Here is a 22109-nt window from a genome sequence, read left to right on the forward strand (position 1 = left end):
CAATGAATCTATTTTTCGAAGAATCCGGCGATTTCAAGGTCGGCTCCATGATGTCGCAAGCTGGCGAGGCCTACCAGGTTGAAATGGCCAGCGGCAAGCGCACCAAGGTCAAGATCAAGGACGTGCTGCTGCAGTACGAGAAGCCGTCGCCGACGGATTTGATGGAACAGGCCAAGGCGGTCGCGGCCGACATCGACCTCGACTTCCTGTGGGAAGTGGCGGGCGAGGAGGAATTCGGCTTCGCCGAGCTGGGCGCCGAATACTTCGGCCACGCGCCGCTGCCGGCCGAAGCCGCCGGCCTGATCCTGAGCCTGCACTCGGCGCCGATCTACTTCTACAAGAAGGGCCGTGGCCGCTACAAGGCCGCGCCCGAGCAATCGCTGCGCGCCGCGCAAGCCGGCATCGAGAAAAAGAAACAGCAGGCGCTGGTGCAGGCCGCGTACGTGGAAGAGCTGAAGGCCAACAAGCTGCCGGCCGCGATGCAAAACATCGTCATGCAGCTGCTGTTCAAGCCGGACAAGAACTCCATCGAATACAAGGCGCTGGAAGCGGCCTGCAACGAGCTGCACACCAATCCGCAGCGGCTGATGCTGGCGGCCGGCGGCATCGCCTCGCCCAAGGCGCTGCACATGGCCAAGTTCCTGTTCGAGAACTTCCCGCGCGGCGCCGGCTTCCCGGACGTGCCGGTGCCGGTGCCGCCGACCAATCTGCCGCTGGCCAACGTGCAAGCGTTCTCCATCGACGACGTCACCACCACCGAGATCGACGACGCCTTCTCCGTCACCAAACTGGACGACGGCAACGTCAAGATCGGCATCCACATCGCCGCGCCGGGCCTGGGCATCCAGCCGGACGACGCGGTCGACAAGATGGCGCGCGCGCGCATGTCCACCGTCTACATGCCCGGCGATAAGATCACCATGCTGCCGGACGCCATCGTCGAAGCGTTCACGCTGGCCGAGGGCAAGACCTGCCCGGCACTGTCGCTGTACGCCACCCTGAACCCGGCCGACTGGTCGGTGCTGGCCACCGAGACCCGCGCCGAGATGGTGCCGATCGCGAACAACCTGCGCCACAACGACCTCGACGACCTGGTCAACGAGGAAACGCTGGCCAGCGGCGAGGGCGACTATCCGCACAAGGAATCGCTGGGCCTGATCTGGCAATGGGCGCAGGTGCTGGAGGCTGCGCGCATGGTCAAGCGCGAGGGCTTCGGCCTGAAGCCGGAACAGAACAACCGCGTGGACTTCAACTTCTACGTGGAAGACGACGTGGTCACGGTCAGCCGCCGCAAGCGCGGCGCGCCGCTGGACAAGATCGTGGCCGAGCTGATGATCTTCGCCAACAGCACCTGGGGCAAGCTGATGCACGACCACGGCGTGCCGGGCATCTACCGTAGCCAGGGCCAGGGCGTGGGCGGCTGGGCCGCCAAGATGCAGGTGCGCATGCTGACCCATGCTGCGCCGCACCAGGGCCTGGGCGTGGACCAGTACGCGTGGAGCACCTCGCCGCTGCGCCGCTACACCGACCTGGTCAACCAGTGGCAGATCCTGGCCTGCGCCGAGCACGGCGTGACCGCGCCGCTGGTCGCGCACTTCAAGCACAAGGACGCCAACCTGTTCGCCATCGTGTCGCAGTTCGACGCGGCGTACGCGGCGTATGGCGACCACCAGTCCAACATGGAACGCTACTGGTGCTTGCGCTGGCTGGGCCAGCAGGACGCGCGCCAGGTCGAGGCCGTGGTGCTCAAGGACGAGGTGCTGCGCCTGGTCGATATCCCGCTGATCATCCGCCTGCCGGGCATGCCGCAGGTGGCGCGCGGCGCCCAGGTCAAGCTGGACATCCTGCGCTGGGACGAGGTGGACCTGACCATCGAAGCCCGCATCCTGGAAATCCCGACCACCGACACGGTGGCCGCCGATGCCGAGCTGGACTACGAGGACGAGGAAGTGGCCGACGCGCCGGAAGAAGCGGTCGACGCACCGGAAGTGGCGGTCGAGGCCGCTGCCGAGGAGCCGGCGGCGGAATAAAACCCGCAGCCCCGCGCTTGCTTTGACGTAAAATCAGCCCTAACTTTTCTACCCGCCGGCCTCGCGTGAAGTCTTTCAAAGAAAATCGCTTGCTGTACCTCGCCATCGGCCTGTCGCTGATGGCGCATGGCGCCTTGCTCGCGGTGCACTTTGTCGCGCCCAAGCCGGCGCCGGTGCAAGCCACCGATCCGGGGCTGGAAGTCATCCTGGTCAACGCCAAGCACAGCAAGGCGCCGCTGAAGGCCGACGCGCTGGCCCAGGCCAACCTGGACGGCGGCGGCACGGTCGACAAGGGCCGTTCCAAATCGCCGCTGCCCGACATGCGCAAGATGGAAACGGGCGACAGCATCAAGGCTGCCAAGCGCCGCATCGCCGAGCTGGAAGAGAAGCAGCGCAACCTGCTGACGCAGGCGGCCAAGCAGATTCCGTTCACCGCGCCGCCGGTCACGGAAAAGACCAAGCCCGATCCGCTGTCGACCGGCGCCGACCTGCTGGAGTCAAGCAAGGCGATCGCCCGCCGGGTGGCCGAGATCAGCGAGACGATAGAGGACCAGAACAAGCGCCCCAAAAAGACCCTGATCACGCCAAGCACGCGCGAGGTTGGTTACGCCAACTACTACAAGACGATGCAGAAGCGGATCGAGGACATCGGTACGCTGAATTTTCCGCAGCAGAATGGCCGCAAACTGTATGGCCAATTGATGTTGTCGATCCCTGTATTCCAGGACGGAACGATCTACGACAAGGAAGGCATCAAGGTCGAACGCAGCTCCGGCAACGCGGCGCTGGATGAGGCGGCGATTCGCATCGTGCGCCGGTCCGCGCCGTTCGGCAAGTTCCCGCCGAATATGCTGTCGAACGACAGGGACGATCTGTGGGTGATCGTCACGACTTTCAAATTCACCCGCGAAGACAAACTACAAGCCGACTTAAGCGGCGGAGGACGTTGATGGACCGCTACTGCGTATTCGGCAATCCGATTGCCCATAGCAAATCGCCCGAGATCCACGCCGCGTTCGCGGCCCAGACCGGGCAGGAACTGACCTATGAAAAACGGCTGGCGCCGGTGGACGGCTTTGCCGCCGCCGTGCAAGCCTTCATCGCCGAGGGCGGCAAGGGCGCCAACGTCACCGTGCCCTTCAAGCTGGACGCGGTGAAGGTGGCGCAGGCGCTGACCATCCGCGCGCGCGCGGCCGGCGCCGTCAACACGCTGCACTTCACCGAGGACGGCATCGTTGGCGACAACACCGACGGCGCGGGACTGGTGGCCGACATCGTCAACAACGCCGGCGTGCCGATCACCGGCAAGCGCGTGCTGCTGCTGGGTGCGGGCGGCGCGGCGCGCGGCGTGGTGCTGCCGATCCTGGAGCATCGCCCGGCGCAGCTGGTCATCGCCAACCGCACCGTGGCCACGGCCGAGGCGCTGGCGGAGCAGTTCGCCGCCCTGGGCGGCGAGGGCGTGGTGTCGGCCTGCGGCTACGGCGACATCGAGGGCGCGTTCGACATCGTCATCAACGCCACCTCGGCCAGCCTGAGCGCGGAGCTGCCGCCGGTGTCGCCGTCGGTGTTCGCGCCGGGCGCGCTTGCTTTGGACATGATGTACGGAGCCTCCCCCACGGTATTCTTGCAGTTCGCCGGCCAGCACGGCGCACGCTTGCGTGACGGCCTGGGCATGCTGGTCGAGCAGGCCGCCGAGGCGTTCAGCCTGTGGCGCGGCGTGCAGCCGGCCACGGCCGACGTGCTGCAATCGCTGCGGGCCAAGCTGTGAGCGCGGCCAAGGCGGGCAAATGGCGCTGGGTGAAGTGGATCTTCATCCTGCCGGTGCTGCTGTTCCTGGCGGTGCAGCTGTACTTCTTCCTGCAGATCTGGTGGTGGGTCGACCATAACCCGTCGATGACCAGCTTCATGCGCGAACAGCAGGCGGCGCTGCGCGAGAAGAACCCGAACGCCAACATCCAGCAGGTATGGGTACCGTACAACCGCATCTCGACCAACCTCAAGCGCGCCATCATCGCTTCCGAGGACGCCAACTTTTCCGAGCACGAGGGCGTCGACTGGGACGCGCTGCAAAAGGCCTACGAGAAGAACAACAAGAAACACAAGGTGGTGTCGGGCGGCTCGACCATCACCCAGCAGCTGGCCAAGAACCTGTTCCTGTCGGGCTCGCGCAGCTATGTGCGCAAGGGACAGGAGCTGATCATCACCTACATGCTGGAAACCTTGATGGACAAGGAGCGCATCTTCGAGATCTACCTGAACGTGGTGGAGTTCGGCACCGGCACGTTTGGCGCCGAGGCGGCGGCGCGGCATTATTATGGCGTCAGCGCGGCCAACCTGGGCGCGGCCCAGGCGGCCAAGCTGGCGGTGATGTTGCCCAATCCGCGCTTCTTCGACAAGCACCGCGATTCGGGTTATCTGGCGCGGCGTACCGGCGTGATCCTGCGCCGCATGGGATCGGCGGAACTACCCTAGGAGGCAGCGATGTTGCACAAGCAGCGTGGACTCGGACTGATACAGGTGGCCATCATCATGGCTTCGTTGGCGGCGATAGCGATGGCGTTTTTGATGTCGGCCCGCCATGAGCGCAACTTCTTTGCCGAAGGGTTGGGCAAGCTGACCGGCAAGGCGCCGCCGGCCGCCTCCGCTTCTGCCTCGGCTGCGCTTGCCGTCCCGGCCGCGCCGGCCGGCGTGCTGCGCAAGTGCGTCATCGACGGCAAGACCGTGCTGTCGGACGTCGATTGCAAGGACGGAAAAGTGGTCAAGGCCATCGACACGCGCGGCATCGAAGCGCCCAAAGTGCCCAAGCCGGACCCCGCGGACTCGGCCCCGCAGTCGGCCACCGACAAAATGATAGAAAAAGCGACCCGCTAGGCTGAAATACCGCATGGCAGGCTGGCCTCGGCGGGGGCTTTGCGGGTACACTTGCGCTGTTTCCAGAAGGCTCGCGTACCCATGATTAATGTTTTCGTTCTCCAGAATGGCCGGCTCAACCAGGTTCCCATCGACAGTCGCGAAGACCTGGAAAAGGTCGAGCCTGTTTGGGTCGACCTGACCGACCCGACGGACGACGAACGCGCATGGGTCAAGGCCATCTACGGCGTGACCCTGCCGGGCGAGGACGAGGTCAAGGACATCGAAGCGTCGGCCCGCTACTACGAGGCGGAGAACGGCGACCTGCACCTGCGCACCGACTTTTTGCTGGAGGAAGAGGACGGCCCGTCGCGCATCGTCACGGTGGCCTTCATCCTGGCGCGCAAGATGCTGTTCTCGGTGCACACCGATGATCTGCCGGTGTTCCGCCTGGTGCGCATGCGCGCGCGCTCGCGGCCGGGCTCGATCGCCGACTACATGGACGTGCTGCTGGACCTGTACGCGACCGACGCCGAATACTCGGCCGACGCGCTGGAAGGCATCTACCAGAACCTGGAGGAAGTCAGCGGCCGGGTGCTGCAGGAAGAGTTCACCGACCAGGACGCGGCCGCCGCGCTGAACGCCATCGCACACGAGGAAGACTTGAACGGCCGCATCCGCCGCAACATGATGGACACGCGGCGCGCGGTCAGCTTCCTGATGCGCGGGCGCTTGTTGAACTCGGAACAGTTCGAGGAAGCGCGCCAGATTCTGCGGGACATCGAATCGCTGGACGGCCACACGTCCTTCCTGTTCGACAAGATCAACTTCCTGATGGACGCCACGGTCGGCTTCATCAACATCAACCAGAACAAGATCATCAAGATATTCTCGGTGGCCAGCGTGGCCTTCCTGCCGCCGACGCTGATCGCCTCGATCTACGGCATGAACTTCAAGTGGCTGCCGGAGCTGGAATGGCAGCTGGGCTACCCGTTCGCCATCGTGCTGATGATCACCAGCGCCATCGCCCCGTTCTGGTACTTCCGCCGCCGTGGCTGGTTGAAGTAAGCGTCACACCGGCTGCGGGCTGAATTCCAGCGAGAGGGTGCTGAAGTAGGGCGCTGTCGACCATTTCTCGTTCAGCGACAGCGCGCGGTCGTACAGCGCCGCCTTGATGTCGATGCCGACCTTGCTGAAGTCGAACGGCTGCTTGTCGCGCGCCGTGCAGGCCGAGGCGGCGCCGGCCAGGAAGGCTTGCTCGTCGAACGCGCCCGACCACAACTGCGCCTGCAACCCCTCGACGATCGCTTCCGCCTGCACCGCCTCGGTCTCCACATCCTTGTTGGACGCGTCATGCACCGCCTCCATGACGAACTGCGCGTCGGCGCCGCGCGCCAGCAGGCTGAGGAAGCCGTGCCGCAGCGGCAAGGCCGATTCCACCACGTAATGCAGCAGATCGTGCGGCAAAATGCCCTGGCGCGGCATCACCGTGTCGGTGCAGCTGCCGTTGTTGCGCACGAAACGCAGCACGTCGTATTTATCCGTCTTGGAACGTTTTTCAGCGATCAATTTCATAACGCGCAATGTTATTTCGATAGTCACATTATTATGCCTGTAATAATGGACACAAATAGTCACCAACTTTCACGCTCGTAATAAATTCACCACCGTAATCCTTTAGAATGGCGGCCTGTGTCACTCTCCGGTCACTCGCCTCGGTTATTCTGGCCGAAGAAAGCCCACAATAATGAGCAAAAAACGGCAATTTTTCCCCCGCCAGGTGGTCGAAGCCGGCGGCAACCGCTGGGACTGGGCACTGCTGCCCATCGTACTGTCGATCTTTGTCCTGATCGCCTATGGCAGCCAGCAAATGGTGCGCCCGTACGAGGTCGGCCAGGCGTTGCCGTTGTCGCTGGACCCGAGCTACCTGCCTTACTACCTGCTGCGCACCACGCTGCGCATGTTCATCGCGCTGGGCGCGTCGATGGTGTTCGCCTGCGTGTTCGCCGCGCTCACCACGAAATACAAACTGGCCGAAAAAGTGCTGGTGCCGATGCTCGACATCCTGCAGTCGATCCCCATCCTCGGCTTCCTGTCGATCACCGTCACCGCCTTCATCGCGCTGTTCCCCGGCAGCCTGCTGGGCGTGGAGTGCGCGGCCATCTTCGCCATCTTCACCTCGCAGGCGTGGAACATGGCGTTCTCCGCCTACCAGGGCTTCCGCACCGTGCCGGCCGAACTGTCGGAGGCGGCGCAGGTGTTCCAGCTCTCGGGCTGGCAGCGCTTCTGGCGCCTGGAGCTGCCGTTCGCCATGCCCGGCCTGTTGTGGAACATGATGATGTCGATGTCCGGCGGCTGGTTCTTCGTGGTGGCGTCGGAGGCGATCTCGGTCTCCGGCCAGGACATCAAGCTGCCCGGCATCGGCTCCTACATCGCCATGGCCATCGCCCAGAGCGACATGGGCGCCATCGGCTGGGCCATCGGCGCCATGCTGGTCGGGGTGCTGATGTACGACCAGCTGTTCTTCCGCCCCCTGCTGGCCTGGGCCGACAAATTCCGCTTCGAGGAGACCGGCAGCGACACCGCCCAGCAATCGTGGCTGCTCACCTGGCTGCGCCGCACCGAGCGCACGCAGGCCATCGTCGAATGGTTCGGCAATATGCTGTCGCGCTCCATCGCGCTGTTCCGCCTCGGGCACGACGGCACCTCGATCCGCGCCCGCCGCGATAAGCCGTCGCTGGTGCCGCAGCGCGTGTGGGACGCGGTGATCGCCGCCGTGGTGTTCTATGCCTTGTGGAGCCTGGGCCACTTCATCCGCACGGAAGTCGGCTGGACCGAAGTGGGGCATGTGTTCGTGCTTGGCCTGTACACGCTGGCGCGCGTGATCCTGCTGCTGGCGCTGGCCTCATTGGTGTGGGTGCCGGTCGGCGTGTGGATCGGCATGAACCCGCGCTGGGCCTCGCGCACGCAGGCGGTGGCGCAGTTCCTCGCGGCCTTCCCGACCAACCTGGTGTTCCCGGTGGCGGTGGTGCTGATCGTGCGCTACCACCTGAACCCGGACATCTGGCTGTCGCCGCTGATGATCCTGGGGACGCAGTGGTATTTGCTGTTCAACGTGATCGCCGGCGCCTCCACCATCCCGACCGAATTGCGGCACGCCGCCAAGAACTTCGGCCTGACCGGCTGGCTGAAATGGCGCCGCTACCTGCTGCCGGCGATCTTCCCCAGCTTCGTCACCGGCGCCATCACCGCCACCGGCGGTTCGTGGAACGCCGCCATCGTGGCCGAATGCGTCAGCTGGGGCTCGACCACCTTGCGGGCGCACGGCATCGGCAGCTACATTCAGGAGATGACCACCGCCGGCGACTTCCCGCGCATCGCGCTGGGCATCGGTATCATGTGCGTCTTCGTCATGGGCTTCAACCACTTCGTGTGGCGCCGCCTGTACACCATGGCCGAGAGCCGGCTGCATTTCTAGTATTGAGATCGAATTATGAGCACTCCTATCGTCGAATTGAAATCGGTCGGCAAGCATTTCCGCGGCGCCGACGGCTCCGCGCGCGCGGTGCTGGAAGGCGTGGACTTCACGCTGCATGAAGGCGAGATCGTCGCGCTGCTGGGCCAATCCGGTTCCGGCAAGTCGACCATGTTGCGCATCATGGCTGGCCTGATCCAGGCCGACGAGGGCCAGGTGCTGTATCGCGGCATGCCGCTGTACGGCACGGCGCGCGGCATCCGCATGGTGTTCCAGTCGTTCGCGCTGTTCCCGTGGCTGACGGTGCAAAAGAACGTCGAGCTGGGACTGGAGGCGCAGGGCATGCCGGCCGAGGAACGCGCCGAGCGCGCCGAGAAGGTGATCGATTTGATCGGCCTGTCCGGCTTCGAGGGCGCGCTGCCGCGCGAGCTGTCGGGCGGCATGCGCCAGCGCGTCGGCATCGCCCGCGCGCTGGTGATGGAGCCGGAAGTGCTGCTGATGGACGAGGCGTTTTCCGCGCTGGACGTGCTGACCGGTGAGCGCCTGCGCGAAGAGATCCTGGAGCTGTGGCAGTCCGGCCGGATCCCGACCAAGGCGATCCTGGTGGTGTCGCACAACATCGAGGAAGCGGTGATGATGGCCGACCGCGTGCTGATCTTCGCCAGCGATCCTGGCCGGGTGCGCGCCGAGCTGCCGATATCGCTGCCGCAGCCGCGCAAGGCCGAGGGGCCGGAAGTGCGCCAGCTGATCGACAAGGTGTACGAGCTGATGACCGCCGGCGCCGGCCGCCGTGGCCTGATCAGCGAGAAGGAGGTCAAGCTGCAGCTGGGCGACCGCCTGCCGCAGGCCGACATCGCGCACATGGAAGGTATCGTGGAGCTGCTGTCGGAGGAACCGTTCTCCGGCCGCGCCGACCTGCCGCAGCTGGCCGAAGAAACGGAGCTGACCGACGCCGAGCTGCTGGAAGTGCTGAACGGTTTGATCCTGCTGGGCTTTGCCTACCTGACCAACGGCGACATCCTGCTGACCGACTTGGGCGGCCGGTACGCGGCGGCCACCAACACCGAGCGGCAGGAGATCTTCGGCAAGCAGCTGCTGGAGCATGTGCCGCTGATCGCCTACATCTGCCACGGCCTGGAACAGGACAAGTCGGGCGACCTGCCGGAGGACCTGTTCCTCAAGCTGCTGCGCTTCACGCTCAGCGAAGAGGAAGCCGAGCGCGCGCTGCGGGTCGCCATCGAGTGGGGCCGCTACGGCGACCTGTTCGAGTACAACTTCAACACCGGCGTGATCCAGTCCTCCGAAGAGGACGAGGAAGACGAAGCTTAAGCCGCGAGTTTCTTGAACACGCGCGCGGCGGCGGCGATGGTTTCGTCGATCACCGCGTCGCTGTGCTGCGCCGAGACGAAGCCCGCCTCGAACGCGGCCGGCGCGAAGTACACGCCTTCATCCAGCATCGCGTGGAAGAACACATTGAAGCGCGCGCGGTCGCCGGCCATCATCTCGGCGTAGTTGTTTGGCGGCGTCTCGCTGAAGTACAGGCCGAACATGCCGCCGATCGAATCGGCGCAGAACACGATGCCCGCGTCCTTGGCCGCCTTGGTCAGGCCGGCCGCCAGGCGCGCCGCCGTCGCGCTCAGCTTCTCGTGGAAGCCCGGCTCCTGGATGATCTTCAGCGTGGTCATGCCCGCCGCCACCGCCACCGGATTGCCCGACAGCGTGCCGGCCTGGTAGACCGCGCCCAGTGGCGCCATCTTGCACATCAACTCAGCGCTGCCGCCGAAGGCCGCCACCGGCAGGCCGCCGCCGATCACCTTGCCCAGCGCCGTCAGGTCCGGCTTGATGCCGTACAGCTGCTGCGCGCCGCCCAGCGCCACGCGGAAGCCGCACATCACTTCGTCGAAGATCAGCACCGCGCCGTGCTTGGTGCACAGCGCGCGCATCGCCTGCAGGAAGGCTTCGGAAGCCTTGATCAGGTTCATATTGCCGGCCACCGGCTCGACGATCACGCAGGCGATGTCGTCGCCGTATTCGGCAAAGGCCTGCTCCAGCTGCGCCACGTTGTTATAGTCCAGCACCATCGTGTGCTTGACGAAGTCCTCCGGCACGCCGGCCGACGTCGGATTGCCGAAGGTGAGCAGGCCGCTGCCCGCCTTGACCAGCAGCGAATCGGCGTGGCCGTGGTAGCAGCCCTCGAACTTGATGATCTTGTCGCGGCCCGTGGCGCCGCGCGCCAGGCGCAGCGCGCTCATGGTCGCCTCGGTGCCCGACGAGACCAGGCGCACCTGCTCGATCGACGGCACCAGTCGGCAGATTTCCTCGGCCATCACGATCTCGCCCTCGGTCGGCGCGCCGAACGACAGGCCGCGCGCGGCCGCCTCCTGCACCGCCTTCACCACCACCGGATGCGCGTGGCCGACGATGGCAGGGCCCCAGGAGCCGATGTAGTCGATGTAGCGCTTGTCGTCAGCGTCCCAGAAGTACGGGCCTTCGGCGCGGGTGATGAAGCGCGGCGTGCCGCCCACCGAGCGGAAGGCGCGCACCGGCGAGTTGACGCCGCCGGGCGTGGTTTTCTGGGCGCGTTCGAACAGCTGGTCGTTTTTTGAGGTCGTGGTCATGATGGCATCTTCGGTATCAAGTTGGTAAAGCCTGGTGCAGATGGAAAAATCGGTTCGGGATGAACTTGCCCATGCCGTAGCGCTGCGCATGGGCCAGCGCGCCGACGGTGTATTCCTGCGCCGCCGTCACCGCTTCCGGCACGTCGGCGCCGCGCGCCATGAAGGCGGTGATCGCCGCCGACAGCGTGCCGCCGGCGCCCAGGAACGGGCCGGCCATGTGCTGCCAGGCGTCGTGGCTGATCATGCCGTCGGCGCCGAACAGGGTGTTGGCCAGCGTGTTCGGCGCGGCCGTCTCGCCCTGCGGCGTGCCGGCCTGGGTGCCGGTGACGAGCACGAATTCGCAGCCCAGGGCCAGCAGGTGCTCGACGTCCGACTCCATGGTGTCGTCGGCGCCTTCGCGCCAGGTTTCGGCCAGCCGGCCCAGCTCCACCTGCGACAGCATTAGCAGCGTGGCCTGCGGCACCAGCAGCTGGCGCAGGGCGGTCAGCAGTTCCTCGGCCTCGTCGGCGTCGGCCGGATCGGGCAGGCGTGAGCTGAACGGATCGAGGATCAGCGGCGCGTCGGGATAGTCGGACAGGATCTCGGCGATGGCCGCCACCTGCTCGATGTTGGTCACCGCGCCGACCTTGAAGGCGGCCATGGTCATGTCTTCCAGGACCACGCGGGCCTGGTCCGAGACCCAGTCGGGATCGATGTCCTGGGCGTCTTCGACGCGGGCGCTGTCGCCGATGAGCAACGCGGTGGTCACCGCCAGCCCGTTGCAGGAGAGGGCGGAAAATACCGCGAGGTCGGCCTGGACACCGATCGCTCCGGCCGGATCGGCGGCACCGAAGCTTAATATGAGAGGAGAAGTTTGGTTTTGCACGGCGGGTAGATTAAGATACCTAATTCAGCATTTTACTTGATTGAAGGGTGGCAGAACGTGAGTAGCAATGAAACAACGCAGGAGTTCCAGACCTGGATGTGCCTGATCTGTGGCTGGATCTATGACGAGCAAGCCGGTTTGCCGGACGAAGGCATCGCCCCCGGCACCCGCTGGGCCGACGTGCCGATGAACTGGAGCTGCCCGGAATGCGGCGCCCGCAAGGACGATTTCGAGATGGTAGCCATCTGATACGCCGCGCCGGACGACTGGCGCATCGCTAGTATCGCGCCAACCGCCGCCTGCCTATGCTATGGTGTAGCCACCATACCAGCGAACCGATTATGACGACGACCACGCCGCATGCTAATGCCCTGAAAATCATGGTGATCGACGACAGCAGCACGATCCGTCGTTCGGCCGAGATCTTCCTGACCCAGGCCGGCTACCAGGTGGTGCTGGCCGAGGATGGATTCGACGCGCTGGCCAAGATCAGCGACCACCATCCGGCGCTGATCTTCTGCGACATTCTGATGCCGCGCCTGGACGGCTACCAGACCTGCGCGCTGATCAAGAAGAGCGCCAAATTCCACGCCACGCCGGTGTTGATGCTGTCGTCCAAGGACGGCCTGTTCGACCGCGCGCGCGGCGCCATGGTCGGATCGGCCGCCTATCTCACCAAACCTTTTACCAAAGACAGCCTGCTGGCCGCGGTGCGCGAGCATACCGGCGGCGCGGGCGTCTCCACACAAGAATAAGCCAGCTTCAGGGGAACACCATGGCCATACAAAGAATTCTGATCGTCGATGATTCGCCCACGGAGCGCTACTACCTGACCGACATCCTGGTCAAAAACGGCTTCTCCGTCTCGACCGCCGAAAACGGCGAGGAGGCGCTGGCCAAGATCAAGGCCGACAAACCCCAGCTGATCCTGATGGACGTGGTCATGCCCGGCGCGAACGGCTTCCAGGTCACCCGCGCGATCTCCCGCGACCCCGACCTGCAGGATGTGCCGGTGATTATCTGCTCCAGCAAGGACCAGGAGACCGACCGTATCTGGGGCCTGCGCCAGGGCGCGCGCGAATACCTGGTCAAGCCGGTCGACGCGGCCGAACTGCTGGCCAAGATCGCCGCTTTGTCTGCCGCCGGCTAAGCGATGAGCGGCCCGACGCCCGACACCCCATCCACCCCGGCCGGCCCGGAACGCCGCAGCCGCCTGCGCCAGTATCAGGTGCAGCTGCTGGAGCGCATGCAGGCCGCAAAAACCGGCGCCGCGGCGGGCGGCCGTGAGCTCGGCGTGCTGATAGGCGGGCGTCTGTGCCTGCTGGACTTGACCCAGATCAGTGAAATCGTGCCGCTGCAGCCGGTCACGCCGGTGCCGCTGGCGCAGGACTGGTATCAGGGACTGGCCAATATCCGCGGCAACCTGACCGGCGTGATCGACCTGGCGCGCTACCAGGGCCTGGCCGCCGGCGACGCGGCGGCGGCGGAACGGCGCCTGATCACCTTCGCCCCCACATTGGGTTTCAACTGCGCGCTGCTGGCCGAGCGGGTACTGGGCCTGCGCAAGCTGGCCGACATGCAGGCGCTGGAAGCGCCGGCCGATGCCGGACCTGAATGGAACCACCAGCACTACACCGACGGCGAGGGACAGCAATGGACCCGCATCGACCTGGCGCAGCTGGTGCGTGAATCGCGTTTTCTGCAGGTTGGTTTGTAAGGGCGGCATACTGGAGTAGATCGCAACTAATCCGAAGAGGGTGTAATGGCTTTCAAGATGGGGTTTTTCTCGCGGGGCGACCGCAAAGCCGCGCCGGACATGGCAGCGAATTCGGAATTTGGCGAAGCGGGCGATTCGCAGTTTTTGCACACCGGCGCTGTGGCGGCGCCGATGCCGATGCCGCCGCCGGACAGCACCGCCGCTGGCGACAGTACCGCCGCCGTCGCGGACAGCGCCGCGCCACTGCGCCTGCGCGATGCGCTGGGCCGCCGTGGCGGCGCTCCAGTGGCGCCGGCCGAGCCGGGGGCCGGCTTCAGGCTGCCGCTGATCGGCCACCTGCCGGCGCAGCGCCAGCTGAGCATCCTGTCGACGGCGCTGGCGGTCAGCCTGGCGCTGAGCGCCTTGTTCGTGGCCCTGAACACCATCCACAGCGCCAACCGCTCGACCCAGACCCAGGTCGCCAGCGATGCGCTGATGCACTCGCAGCGCATCGGCAAGGCCGCGCCGAACGCGGTGCAGGGCAGCGCGGAAGGCTTCCGCCAGCTGGAGGAAAGCCGCAAGGAATTGAACAACGACTTCGTGCTGATGACGCGCGGGGGCCGCTATCACGGCCGCGAGATCGGCGAGCCGATCGCCGCGCTGGCGCCCGTCGTGGCTTCGGCCCGCAAGCAGTGGGGGCCTTCCGATATCGCGGCCGGCACCATCCTGCTGCTGAAGGCGGACCTGAGCGGCGTCGATAAGACGCTGAAGAAGATCAACGACATGTCGCCGGCCCTGCTCAACCGCACCGAGGACATTTCCGCGCTCAAGGTGCAGCGCGGCGGCTCGGCGCGCGAGATCGCGGCGCTCGGCAAGCTGACCATGCTCACGCAGCGCATGAGCCACGGCGCCGGCGAGTTCCTCACCGCCGGCGGCATCACGTCGCAGACCGCCTTCCAGCTGGGCCGCGACACCACCGTGTTCCGCAACACCGTCGACGGCTTCCTCAACGGCAGCGCGCCGCTCGGACTGGCGGCCGTGCGCGAGCCGGACCTGCGCGAGAAATTCACCGCGTTGAAAAACGATTTCGAGGAATACCAGAAGCTGGTGACGGCCATCCTCGACAAGCTGGATAAATTCAGCGCCGCCAAGAACGCCGAACAGCTGATCTTCAACGACAACGAGGCCCTGCGCCAGCGCCTGTCGGTGCTGCAGCAGGCCTACCGCGAAGACCAGGATTCGCTGGGCCTGACCTTCTGGCTGATGGTGGCCGGCGGCATGCTCACGCTGGTCTCGGCGGCGGCCATCGGCCGCGTGCTGCTGGTCGATTCCTACAACCGCACGCGCGGCGCCGACCGCCGCCGCCAGGAAGCCGAATCCATGCGCCAGCAATCGCAGCGCAAGGAGGAAGAGGCGAAGGCCATGAATGACCAGAACCAGGCGGCGATTCTGCGCCTGATGAACGAGCTGCAGGAGGTGGCGGACGGCGACCTGACGGTGCAGGCCACGGTGTCCGAGGATATCACCGGCGCCATCGCCGACTCGGTCAACTACACGGTGGAAGAGCTGCGCGGCCTGGTGGGCCGCGTGACCGCCACCGCCGAACAGGTGACCAAGGCGTCCACCCACGCGCAGAGCATCTCCAGCGACCTGTTGCTGGCGTCGCAGCAGCAGTCGCGCGAGATCCAGGACGCGTCGGCCACGGTGGTCAAGATGGCCAACGAGATTACCGACGTGTCGCGTTCGGCCAGCGAATCGGCCGATGTGGCGCGCCAGTCGGTGGCCGCGGCGCAGCAGGGCGCGACGGCGGTGGAGAACGCCATCAAGGGCATGCACGAGATCCGCGAGCAGATCCAGGACACGTCCAAGCGCATCAAGCGGCTGGGCGAATCGTCGCAGGAGATCGGCGAGATCACCGAACTGATTTCCGACATCACCGAGCAGACCAACGTTCTGGCGCTGAACGCGGCGATCCAGGCCGCGTCGGCCGGCGAGGCGGGACGCGGCTTCTCGGTGGTGGCGGAAGAGGTGCAGCGCCTGGCCGAACGCTCGGCCGAAGCGGCCAAGCAGATCGGCGCGCTGGTGCGCACCATCCAGACCGACACGCACGACGCGGTGGCCGCGATGGAGAAATCGACCCAGGGCGTGGTCGAAGGCGCGCGCCTGTCCGACGCGGCCGGCGCGGCGTTGAACGACATCTCGCAGGTGTCGAACCGCCTGGCCGAGCTGATCTCCGGCATCTCGATGGCCACCGGCCAGCAGGCCACGTCGGCGTCCGGCGTGGCGCAGAACATCCAACACATTTTGACGGTGACCGAGCAAACGCAGGACGGTACCCAGCAAACCGCACAATCGATTCATAAGCTGTCAGTGCTGGCGCAGGAATTGAAAAACTCGGTGGCGCGATTCCGTATCGCGTCCTGAACCGCCCATCATTGAAAGGCCGAGGCAAGCATGACCACAACTGATTTTCCGAATCCGCCGCAACCGCAGTTCGATACCGGCCCCTTGTCGTGGGTGATGGTGGAAATCCGCGAGTCGCTGGCACGCTCGAAGACCGCCCTGTTCGAAGCCGGCGGCCGGGCGCCGGAGGATCAGGCGACCCAGCTGCAGCACGCGCGGTCGCACCTGCACCAGGCGCACGGCGCGTTGATGATGGTGGACGTGGACGGCGTGGGCCTGATGACGCAGGTGGCCGAGGAGGCGCTGGACCGCTTCAAGGCCGGCACCCTCAAATGCAGCACCGACCATGCGCAGACGCTGGCGGAGCTGTATCAGGCGCTGGTGGAGTATCTGCAGGAGCTGCTGGAGGGTGCGCCGTCGCAGCCGGTCAAGCTGTTCCCTTATTACCGCGCGGTGCAGGAGATGATGGGGGCGGAGCGCGTCCATCCGGCGGACCTGTTCTATCCCGATTTGTCGCGCAGCGTGGCGGCGCCACCGGCCGGCGAGGCCGCCGCAGCGGACTACACGGCGTTCCGCCAGCGCTTCGAGAAATCGCTGCTGCCCTACCTGAAGAGCACCGAGGCGGCGCAGCAGCGGGAGCATGCGGCCGCGTTGCTGGAGGCCGTGAAGCTGGTCGCCGCCGCCCAGCAGGACGCCAGGGCGCGCACCTTCTGGCTGGCGATGCAGGCCTTCGCGGAACTGGTCGCCAACGGCGAACTGGCGGGCGGCTTGTACGTGAAGCAGTTGTTCGGGTTGATTAATCTGCAGATACGCCGCTTGAGCCAGGGCACCGCCGCGCAGCCGGACGCGATGCTGCGCGACGCGCTGTTCTTCATCGCCGCTGTTCCTGCATCGTCATCGGAGACGGTGCTGGAGCTGCGCCGCGTGTTCGCGCTCGACGGCCTGGTGCCGGCCGATTATGAGCGCTGCCGCTACGGCCAGATCGACCTCGACGCGCTGGAGCGCGCCAAGGCTGGCATGGCGCGGGCCAAGGCGAGCTGGGACCGGCTCGCCGGCGCGGAGATCGATCCGGCGCTGGACGCGGCGTTCGGCAGCGCGCTGGCCGATGTGGCCGAGGCGTGCGACCAACTGGATCTGCCGGCACTGAGCATCCTGTTGCGGCAGCTGGCCGGCGTGGCGCATACCGCCATCTCGGCCGGCCGCAGCGAGGAGCTGGCGCTGGAGATGGCGACCGCGCTGCTGTTCGCAGAACATGGATTGGAACAGATCCGCCACCTGCCGGGCGATTTCGCGGCGCACGCGGACACGATAGGCGCGCGCTTGCTGGCGCTGGTGGCCGGCGACACGCCGCCGGAGCCGGCGCAGTGGCAGAGCGGCCTGGCGCAGCAGATGCGGCAGGACGATACCGTCGTCGCGCTGGCGATGGAGATGAAGGCCGGCTTGCGCCAGGTCGAGAAGGTGCTCGACGAGTATTACGTCGACCCGTCGAAGCGGCCGTCGCTGACGGAGCTGGACCCGGTGCTGCACCAGTTGCAGGGCGCGCTGTCCATCCTCGATCAGGAAGACGCGACGAAGGCGGCGCAGCATGTGAAGGCTGCCGTGCAGGCGCTGGCGGCGGGCGAAGGCGATCCATCGCTGGAGCCGAAGGCGCTGGACGATATCGCGCAGAACGTGGGCGCGCTGGGCTTCTTTGTCGACATGCTGGCGCAGAACGCGGCCGGCGCGCGTGAGCGATTCGCGTTCGACGCAGCGCATGGCGCTTTCCGTTCGGTGCCGTTCAAGAAGATGGCCGGCTCCGAGTCGATACCGGTGCTGGAGGATCAGGTACCCGCGCCGGCTCCCGTGGCGATGCCGGCGCAGGCGCCCGCGCCGGCCAGCAGCGATGCGGCGGTGGAGGCGGAGCTGCTGGACATCTTCATCTCCGAGGCCGGGGAGGTGCTGCAGTTTATCGATGCCACGCTGGCCAAGCCGCGCGCGGAATCGGGCAGCGAGGAGAATTTGACCATGCTGCGGCGCTCTTTCCATACGCTGAAGGGCAGCGGACGGATGGTGGGCCTGAGCCAGTTCGCCGACGCGGCGCATGCCATCGAACGCGTGATGAATGTATGGCTGGCGGAGGCGCGGCCGGCAACGGATGCCCTGTTTGACTTGCTGAACGAGGCGGCGCGCCAGATGGGCGCGTGGGTCGGGGAATTGGTGGCGGCCGGGATCTCGGCGCGCAATGCGGATGCGCTGGTCGCTGCGGCCGCGCGCGTGCAGGAGGGCGGCGAGTTCGCGATCGATGCGGTGGTGCCAGCGCCATCGCTGGTGCCCGAAGCCGAAGCGGAAGTAGTCGCGGAGGCGGCCGAGCCGCCGCCGGTGCCAGCGCCGCCAGCATTCGAGCCACCGCCGGCGATTGTCTCCAATGGCAACGTCATCGACTTCCCGTCCATCACACCGGCGGTGCCGCGCGACGACAATGTCAAGCATATTGGCGATCTGGAGATCCCTCTGCCGCTGTACAACATCTATCTGCACGAGACGGACGAACTGGTTCGCCTGCTCACGCAGGACTTCGGCGAATGGCGCCATGAACCGCGCCGGCCGGTCAACGCGGAGGCGTTGCAGGCATCGCACACGCTGGCCGGCACGTCCGGCACGGTCGGCTTCAAGGCCTTGCGGGAATTGGCGCTGGCGCTGGAGTCCACGCTGCAGGCGCTGCTGCCGCCCGCGCCGCATCTCGACCAGGTGCAGCATGATTTGCTGGACTTTACGATGGAGCGCATCCGCCAGATGCTGCAGAGTTTTGCTGCCGGCGATATGCCGGCAGCGCAGCCGGAGTTGATCACCGCGCTGCACGACCTGCGCGCGGAGCTGGAGGCCGCCCCGCCAGCGGCCAGCAACGATATCGAGGCGCGGCTGGACGATCTGGTCGCGGAGACGATGCACGACATCACATCCGCGCCGGTGGAGTCGGCGATGGAGAGGTTGTTCCGCGAGGCGTTCGAAGCGCTCAGCGGCAGCGTGCCGGAATCGGAGGCGCCCGTGCGCGAAGCAGCGCCGAAAAAGGTCGAGGCGCGCGCGGACGACAACATCGACGATCTGTTCAACGCCGCCTTCGACGACGCCTTCGCCGAGCCGCCGCTCAAGATCGCCGAGCCGGAGCCTGAACCCGCGCCGCCAGCCCCTGTGCTGGAGTTGGCCCCCGAGCCCGAGCCCGAGCCCGAGCCCGCAGCCGCCGAGCCGGAGCCCGAACCGCCGGTCCTCGCGCCAGAACCGGAACCTGCGCTGGAGCAGGAACCGGAACTCATCCCCGGCGGCGACGTTTTGCTGGAGGCCGAAGTTATCGAACTCCCGCCGGCCGAACCGGAAATCCTGACCGCCGCCCCGGCAATCTTCCACGATGAATTGGACGCCGACCTGCTGCCGGTCTTCCTGGAAGAGGGCGCGGATTTGCTGCCGCAGGTGGGCGAGGCATTGCGCACCTGGCACCACAATCCCGCCGACACCGCGCAAGCCCAAAGCCTGCTGCGCCTCCTGCACACCGTGAAGGGCAGCGCCCGCATGGCCGGCGCGATGCGACTGGGCCAGCACGCCCACGAAATCGAAACGCACATTGAAAACATGGTGCACGCAGGTTCCGCCACGCCGCAGGCGTTCGACGAACTGCTGGCCCACTACGACCACGCACTGCTGCTGTTCGAACAGCTCCAGCATCCGGACGCATTGCAGCAAGCCGCCGGCCTCGCCGCCGACGTCTCCAGCCTGGAGGCAGGCCAGCCGGCCATCGCCGGCACCAACGGCATCACGGCGGACGCCGTGGACAGCGCCGAAGCACCCGCCGCCGCAGCGCCCGCGCCAACCGCACCGGCGCCCGCCGACGAACTGCAAGCGAGCGCCAAATCGCCGCTGGTCCGCGTCCGCGCCGACATCCTGGACCGCCTGGTGAACCAGGCCGGCGAAGTATCGATCTCCCGCTCCAAGCTGGAGAACGAAGTCGAAACCCTGCGAGCCTCGCTGTTCGACTTCTCCGAAAACCTCACCCGCCTGCGCCGCCAGCTGCGCGAAGTCGAAATGCAAGCCGAATCGCAGATCGCCTCCCGCATGTCGATCTCCAGCGACCGCGAATTCGACCCACTTGAATTCGACCGCTTCACGCGCCTGCAGGAGCTGACCCGCATGATGGCGGAAAGCGTCAACGACGTCGCCTCCTTCCATGAAAGCCTGACCCGCAGCGTCGACAGCGCCGGCGACGACCTGATGCTGCAAGCGCGCCTCACGCGCGACCTGCAGCGCGACCTGATGCGCGTGCGGATGGTGCCCTTCGCCAGCATCTCCGAACGCCTGTTCCGCGTTGCGCGGCAAAGCGCCAAGGAAGTCGACAAGCGCGTCAACCTGGACATACGCGGCAGCGCGGTGGAAATCGACCGCAGCGTGCTGGAACGCATGGCCGCGCCGTTCGAACACCTGCTGCGCAACGCCATCGCCCACGGCGTGGAAAGCCGCGCCGCCCGCAGCGCGGCGGGCAAGAACGAAACCGGCGAACTGCTGGTGCAGGTCACGCAGCAGGGCAATGAGGTGGTCATCGAATTCACCGACGACGGCGGCGGCCTCGATCTGGAGCGCATCCGCGCCAAGGCGATCAGCAGTGGCCTGCTGCGGGAAGACGAGGAAGCCACCGACGTCCAGATCGCCGACCTGATTTTCGAACCCGGCTTCTCCACCGCCGAAGCGCTGACCGAATTGTCCGGGCGCGGCGTCGGCATGGACGTGGTGCAGTCCGAGGCGCAGGCGCTGGGCGGGCGCGTCGACACCTTCTCCGAACCCGGCAAAGGCACGCGCTTCACCATCCACCTGCCGCTCACGCTGGCCGTCACGCAGGTTGTGCTGCTGGCGGCGGGCGGCAAGACCTACGCGCTGCCGGCCATCCTGGTCGAGCAGGTGCTGCAGATGAAGGACGCCGCGCTGACCGAAGCGCACCACAACGGCTACGTGCCGGTGCACGGCCAGCAGGCCGCGCTGCACTACCTGCCCGCCTTGCTGGGCGACGCGGCGGCGCAACCGCCGGCGCAGCGATCCGCGCCGGTGATGATGCTCAAGAATGGCAACGAGCGGCTGGCGGTGCGCGTCGACGAGGTGCTGGGCAACCGCGAGGTCGTCATCAAGAACATCGGGCCGCAGCTGGCGCGCATGGTCGGCATCGCCGGCGCCACGGTGCTCGGTTCGGGCGACATTGTCCTGATCCTGAACCCGGTCGCGCTGGCGCAGCACCTGGCGCACCATCCCGAGATGCAGCAGCACTATGCGCGGGCGGCTGGGGAGGGCGCGGCGGCGCCGCGGCAGCAAGGGCGTTCCATCATGGTGGTCGACGATTCACTGACCGTGCGCCGCGTGACCCAGCGCCTGCTGGAGCGCGAAGGCTACAACGTCGTGCTGGCCAAGGACGGCGTCGACGCGCTGGAGCAGCTGCAAGGGGCCAGGCCTGACCTGATGCTGGTCGATATCGAGATGCCGCGCATGGACGGCTTCGACCTGACGCGCAACGTGCGCGGCGACGAGCGCACCAAGGACATCCCCATCATCATGATCACGTCGCGCAGCGCGGACAAGCACCGCAACTACGCGCTGCAACTGGGAGTGAACGCCTACTTCGGCAAACCCTTCCAGGAACCGCTGCTGCTGGACGCGATCGCGGGGCTTTTGAAGGCTTAGGCGGCGCGCACCGCCGCTTCGATCGCGGCGACGTCGATCTTCCCCATCTTCATCATGGCCTGGAACGCGCGCTGGGCGACGTCGCCGCCCTTGGCCATGGCGTCGGTCAGCGCGCGCGGCGTGATCTGCCACGACAGGCCCCATTTGTCCTTGCACCAGCCGCAGGCGCTTGCGCTGCCGCCGTTGTTGATGATGGCGTTCCAATAGCGGTCGGTCTCGGCCTGGTCGTCGGTGGCGATCTGGAACGAGAACGCCTCGCTGTGCCTGAAGGCCTTGCCGCCATTGAGGCCGATGCACGGGATGCCGCACACCGTGAACTCGACTGTCAATACGCTATCCGCTTTCCCGCCGGGGAAATCGGACGGCGCCCGGTGCACCTTGCCGACCGCGCTGTCGGGGAAGGTGCTGGCGTAGAAGTGCGCGGCTTCTTCCGCGTCACGGTCGTACCACAGGCAGATCGTGTTTTTGTTCATCTTCACTC

The 22109-nt window shown here is 66.2% G+C and carries 18 protein-coding genes; 14 read left to right on the forward strand and 4 right to left on the reverse strand.

Going from position 1 to position 22109, the window contains the following annotated elements:
* Positions 1–2 precede the first annotated feature (2 nt).
* The 6 genes from GTP90_RS07385 to corA all read left to right on the forward strand — a co-directional run bounded on the left by GTP90_RS07385 (position 3) and on the right by corA (position 5948).
* Positions 3–2030, forward strand: coding sequence for a ribonuclease catalytic domain-containing protein (locus GTP90_RS07385; RefSeq protein ID WP_161082889.1), 2028 nt, complete (start codon positions 3–5; stop codon positions 2028–2030).
* A 119-nt stretch (positions 2031–2149) separates the two neighbouring features.
* On the forward strand, positions 2150–2980 hold the full coding sequence (locus GTP90_RS07390; protein ID WP_175048013.1) for a TonB family protein: 831 nt from the start codon (positions 2150–2152) through the stop codon (positions 2978–2980).
* On the forward strand, positions 2980–3798 hold the full coding sequence (aroE, locus tag GTP90_RS07395) for a shikimate dehydrogenase (protein ID WP_161082891.1): 819 nt from the start codon (positions 2980–2982) through the stop codon (positions 3796–3798). Before GTP90_RS07390 ends, aroE begins: the two co-directional genes overlap by 1 nt.
* Positions 3795–4502, forward strand: coding sequence for a monofunctional biosynthetic peptidoglycan transglycosylase (gene mtgA / locus GTP90_RS07400; protein WP_161082892.1), 708 nt, complete (start codon positions 3795–3797; stop codon positions 4500–4502). Before aroE ends, mtgA begins: the two co-directional genes overlap by 4 nt.
* Before the next feature lie 9 nt (positions 4503–4511).
* Positions 4512–4901, forward strand: coding sequence for a DUF4124 domain-containing protein (locus GTP90_RS07405; RefSeq protein WP_161082893.1), 390 nt, complete (start codon positions 4512–4514; stop codon positions 4899–4901).
* Positions 4902–4982: 81 nt separating this feature from the next.
* Positions 4983–5948, forward strand: coding sequence for a magnesium/cobalt transporter CorA (gene corA, locus GTP90_RS07410; RefSeq protein WP_117012059.1), 966 nt, complete (start codon positions 4983–4985; stop codon positions 5946–5948).
* Between the two features lie 3 nt (positions 5949–5951).
* On the opposite strand, the gene GTP90_RS07415 is transcribed toward corA, so the two are convergent.
* Positions 5952–6455 (reverse strand): hypothetical protein, encoded by a 504-nt coding sequence (locus GTP90_RS07415; RefSeq protein ID WP_161082894.1) that lies wholly within the window; start codon positions 6453–6455, stop codon positions 5952–5954.
* A 172-nt stretch (positions 6456–6627) separates the two neighbouring features.
* Here GTP90_RS07415 and GTP90_RS07420 point away from each other — a divergent pair, with 172 nt between their 5' ends.
* Both GTP90_RS07420 and GTP90_RS07425 read left to right on the forward strand, forming a co-directional pair.
* Positions 6628–8358 carry an ABC transporter permease gene (locus GTP90_RS07420; RefSeq protein ID WP_161082895.1) on the forward strand — a complete coding sequence of 577 codons (1731 nt, stop codon included), beginning with the start codon at positions 6628–6630 and terminating at the stop codon, positions 8356–8358.
* 15 nt (positions 8359–8373) lie between these two features.
* Positions 8374–9684, forward strand: coding sequence for an ABC transporter ATP-binding protein (locus GTP90_RS07425; RefSeq protein WP_161082896.1), 1311 nt, complete (start codon positions 8374–8376; stop codon positions 9682–9684).
* Here the strand turns inward: GTP90_RS07425 and hemL are convergent.
* Together hemL and thiD are read right to left on the reverse strand one after the other, a co-directional pair.
* Complete coding sequence (gene hemL / locus GTP90_RS07430; protein ID WP_161082897.1) at positions 9681–10973, reverse strand: glutamate-1-semialdehyde 2,1-aminomutase; 1293 nt, start codon at positions 10971–10973, stop codon at positions 9681–9683. The two genes, GTP90_RS07425 and hemL, sit on opposite strands and share 4 nt — an antisense overlap.
* A gap of 16 nt (positions 10974–10989) precedes the next feature.
* Positions 10990–11838 (reverse strand): bifunctional hydroxymethylpyrimidine kinase/phosphomethylpyrimidine kinase, encoded by an 849-nt coding sequence (gene thiD / locus GTP90_RS07435; protein WP_161082898.1) that lies wholly within the window; start codon positions 11836–11838, stop codon positions 10990–10992.
* A gap of 57 nt (positions 11839–11895) precedes the next feature.
* Here thiD and GTP90_RS07440 point away from each other — a divergent pair, with 57 nt between their 5' ends.
* From GTP90_RS07440 to GTP90_RS07465, 6 genes are all read left to right on the forward strand, one after another.
* A complete protein-coding gene (locus GTP90_RS07440) occupies positions 11896–12087 on the forward strand; it encodes a rubredoxin (RefSeq protein ID WP_301547057.1) in 192 nt (63 codons plus the stop codon).
* Positions 12088–12179: 92 nt separating this feature from the next.
* A complete protein-coding gene (locus GTP90_RS07445) occupies positions 12180–12593 on the forward strand; it encodes a response regulator (RefSeq protein ID WP_117012052.1) in 414 nt (137 codons plus the stop codon).
* Positions 12594–12613: 20 nt separating this feature from the next.
* On the forward strand, positions 12614–12988 hold the full coding sequence (locus tag GTP90_RS07450) for a response regulator transcription factor (RefSeq protein ID WP_161082899.1): 375 nt from the start codon (positions 12614–12616) through the stop codon (positions 12986–12988).
* A gap of 3 nt (positions 12989–12991) precedes the next feature.
* Positions 12992–13555 (forward strand): chemotaxis protein CheW, encoded by a 564-nt coding sequence (locus tag GTP90_RS07455; RefSeq protein ID WP_161082900.1) that lies wholly within the window; start codon positions 12992–12994, stop codon positions 13553–13555.
* Between the two features lie 45 nt (positions 13556–13600).
* Positions 13601–15958, forward strand: a complete 2358-nt coding sequence (locus GTP90_RS07460; protein WP_175048006.1) for a methyl-accepting chemotaxis protein — start codon at positions 13601–13603, stop codon at positions 15956–15958.
* Between the two features lie 30 nt (positions 15959–15988).
* On the forward strand, positions 15989–21628 hold the full coding sequence (locus GTP90_RS07465) for a hybrid sensor histidine kinase/response regulator (RefSeq protein WP_161082901.1): 5640 nt from the start codon (positions 15989–15991) through the stop codon (positions 21626–21628).
* On the opposite strand, the gene GTP90_RS07470 is transcribed toward GTP90_RS07465, so the two are convergent.
* Positions 21625–22101 (reverse strand): VOC family protein, encoded by a 477-nt coding sequence (locus GTP90_RS07470; protein ID WP_175048007.1) that lies wholly within the window; start codon positions 22099–22101, stop codon positions 21625–21627. The two genes, GTP90_RS07465 and GTP90_RS07470, sit on opposite strands and share 4 nt — an antisense overlap.
* Positions 22102–22109 lie beyond the last annotated feature (8 nt).

The sequence above is a fragment of the Duganella vulcania genome (genome assembly GCF_009857655.1).
GTDB classification, from domain to species: domain Bacteria; phylum Pseudomonadota; class Gammaproteobacteria; order Burkholderiales; family Burkholderiaceae_D; genus Rugamonas; species Rugamonas vulcania.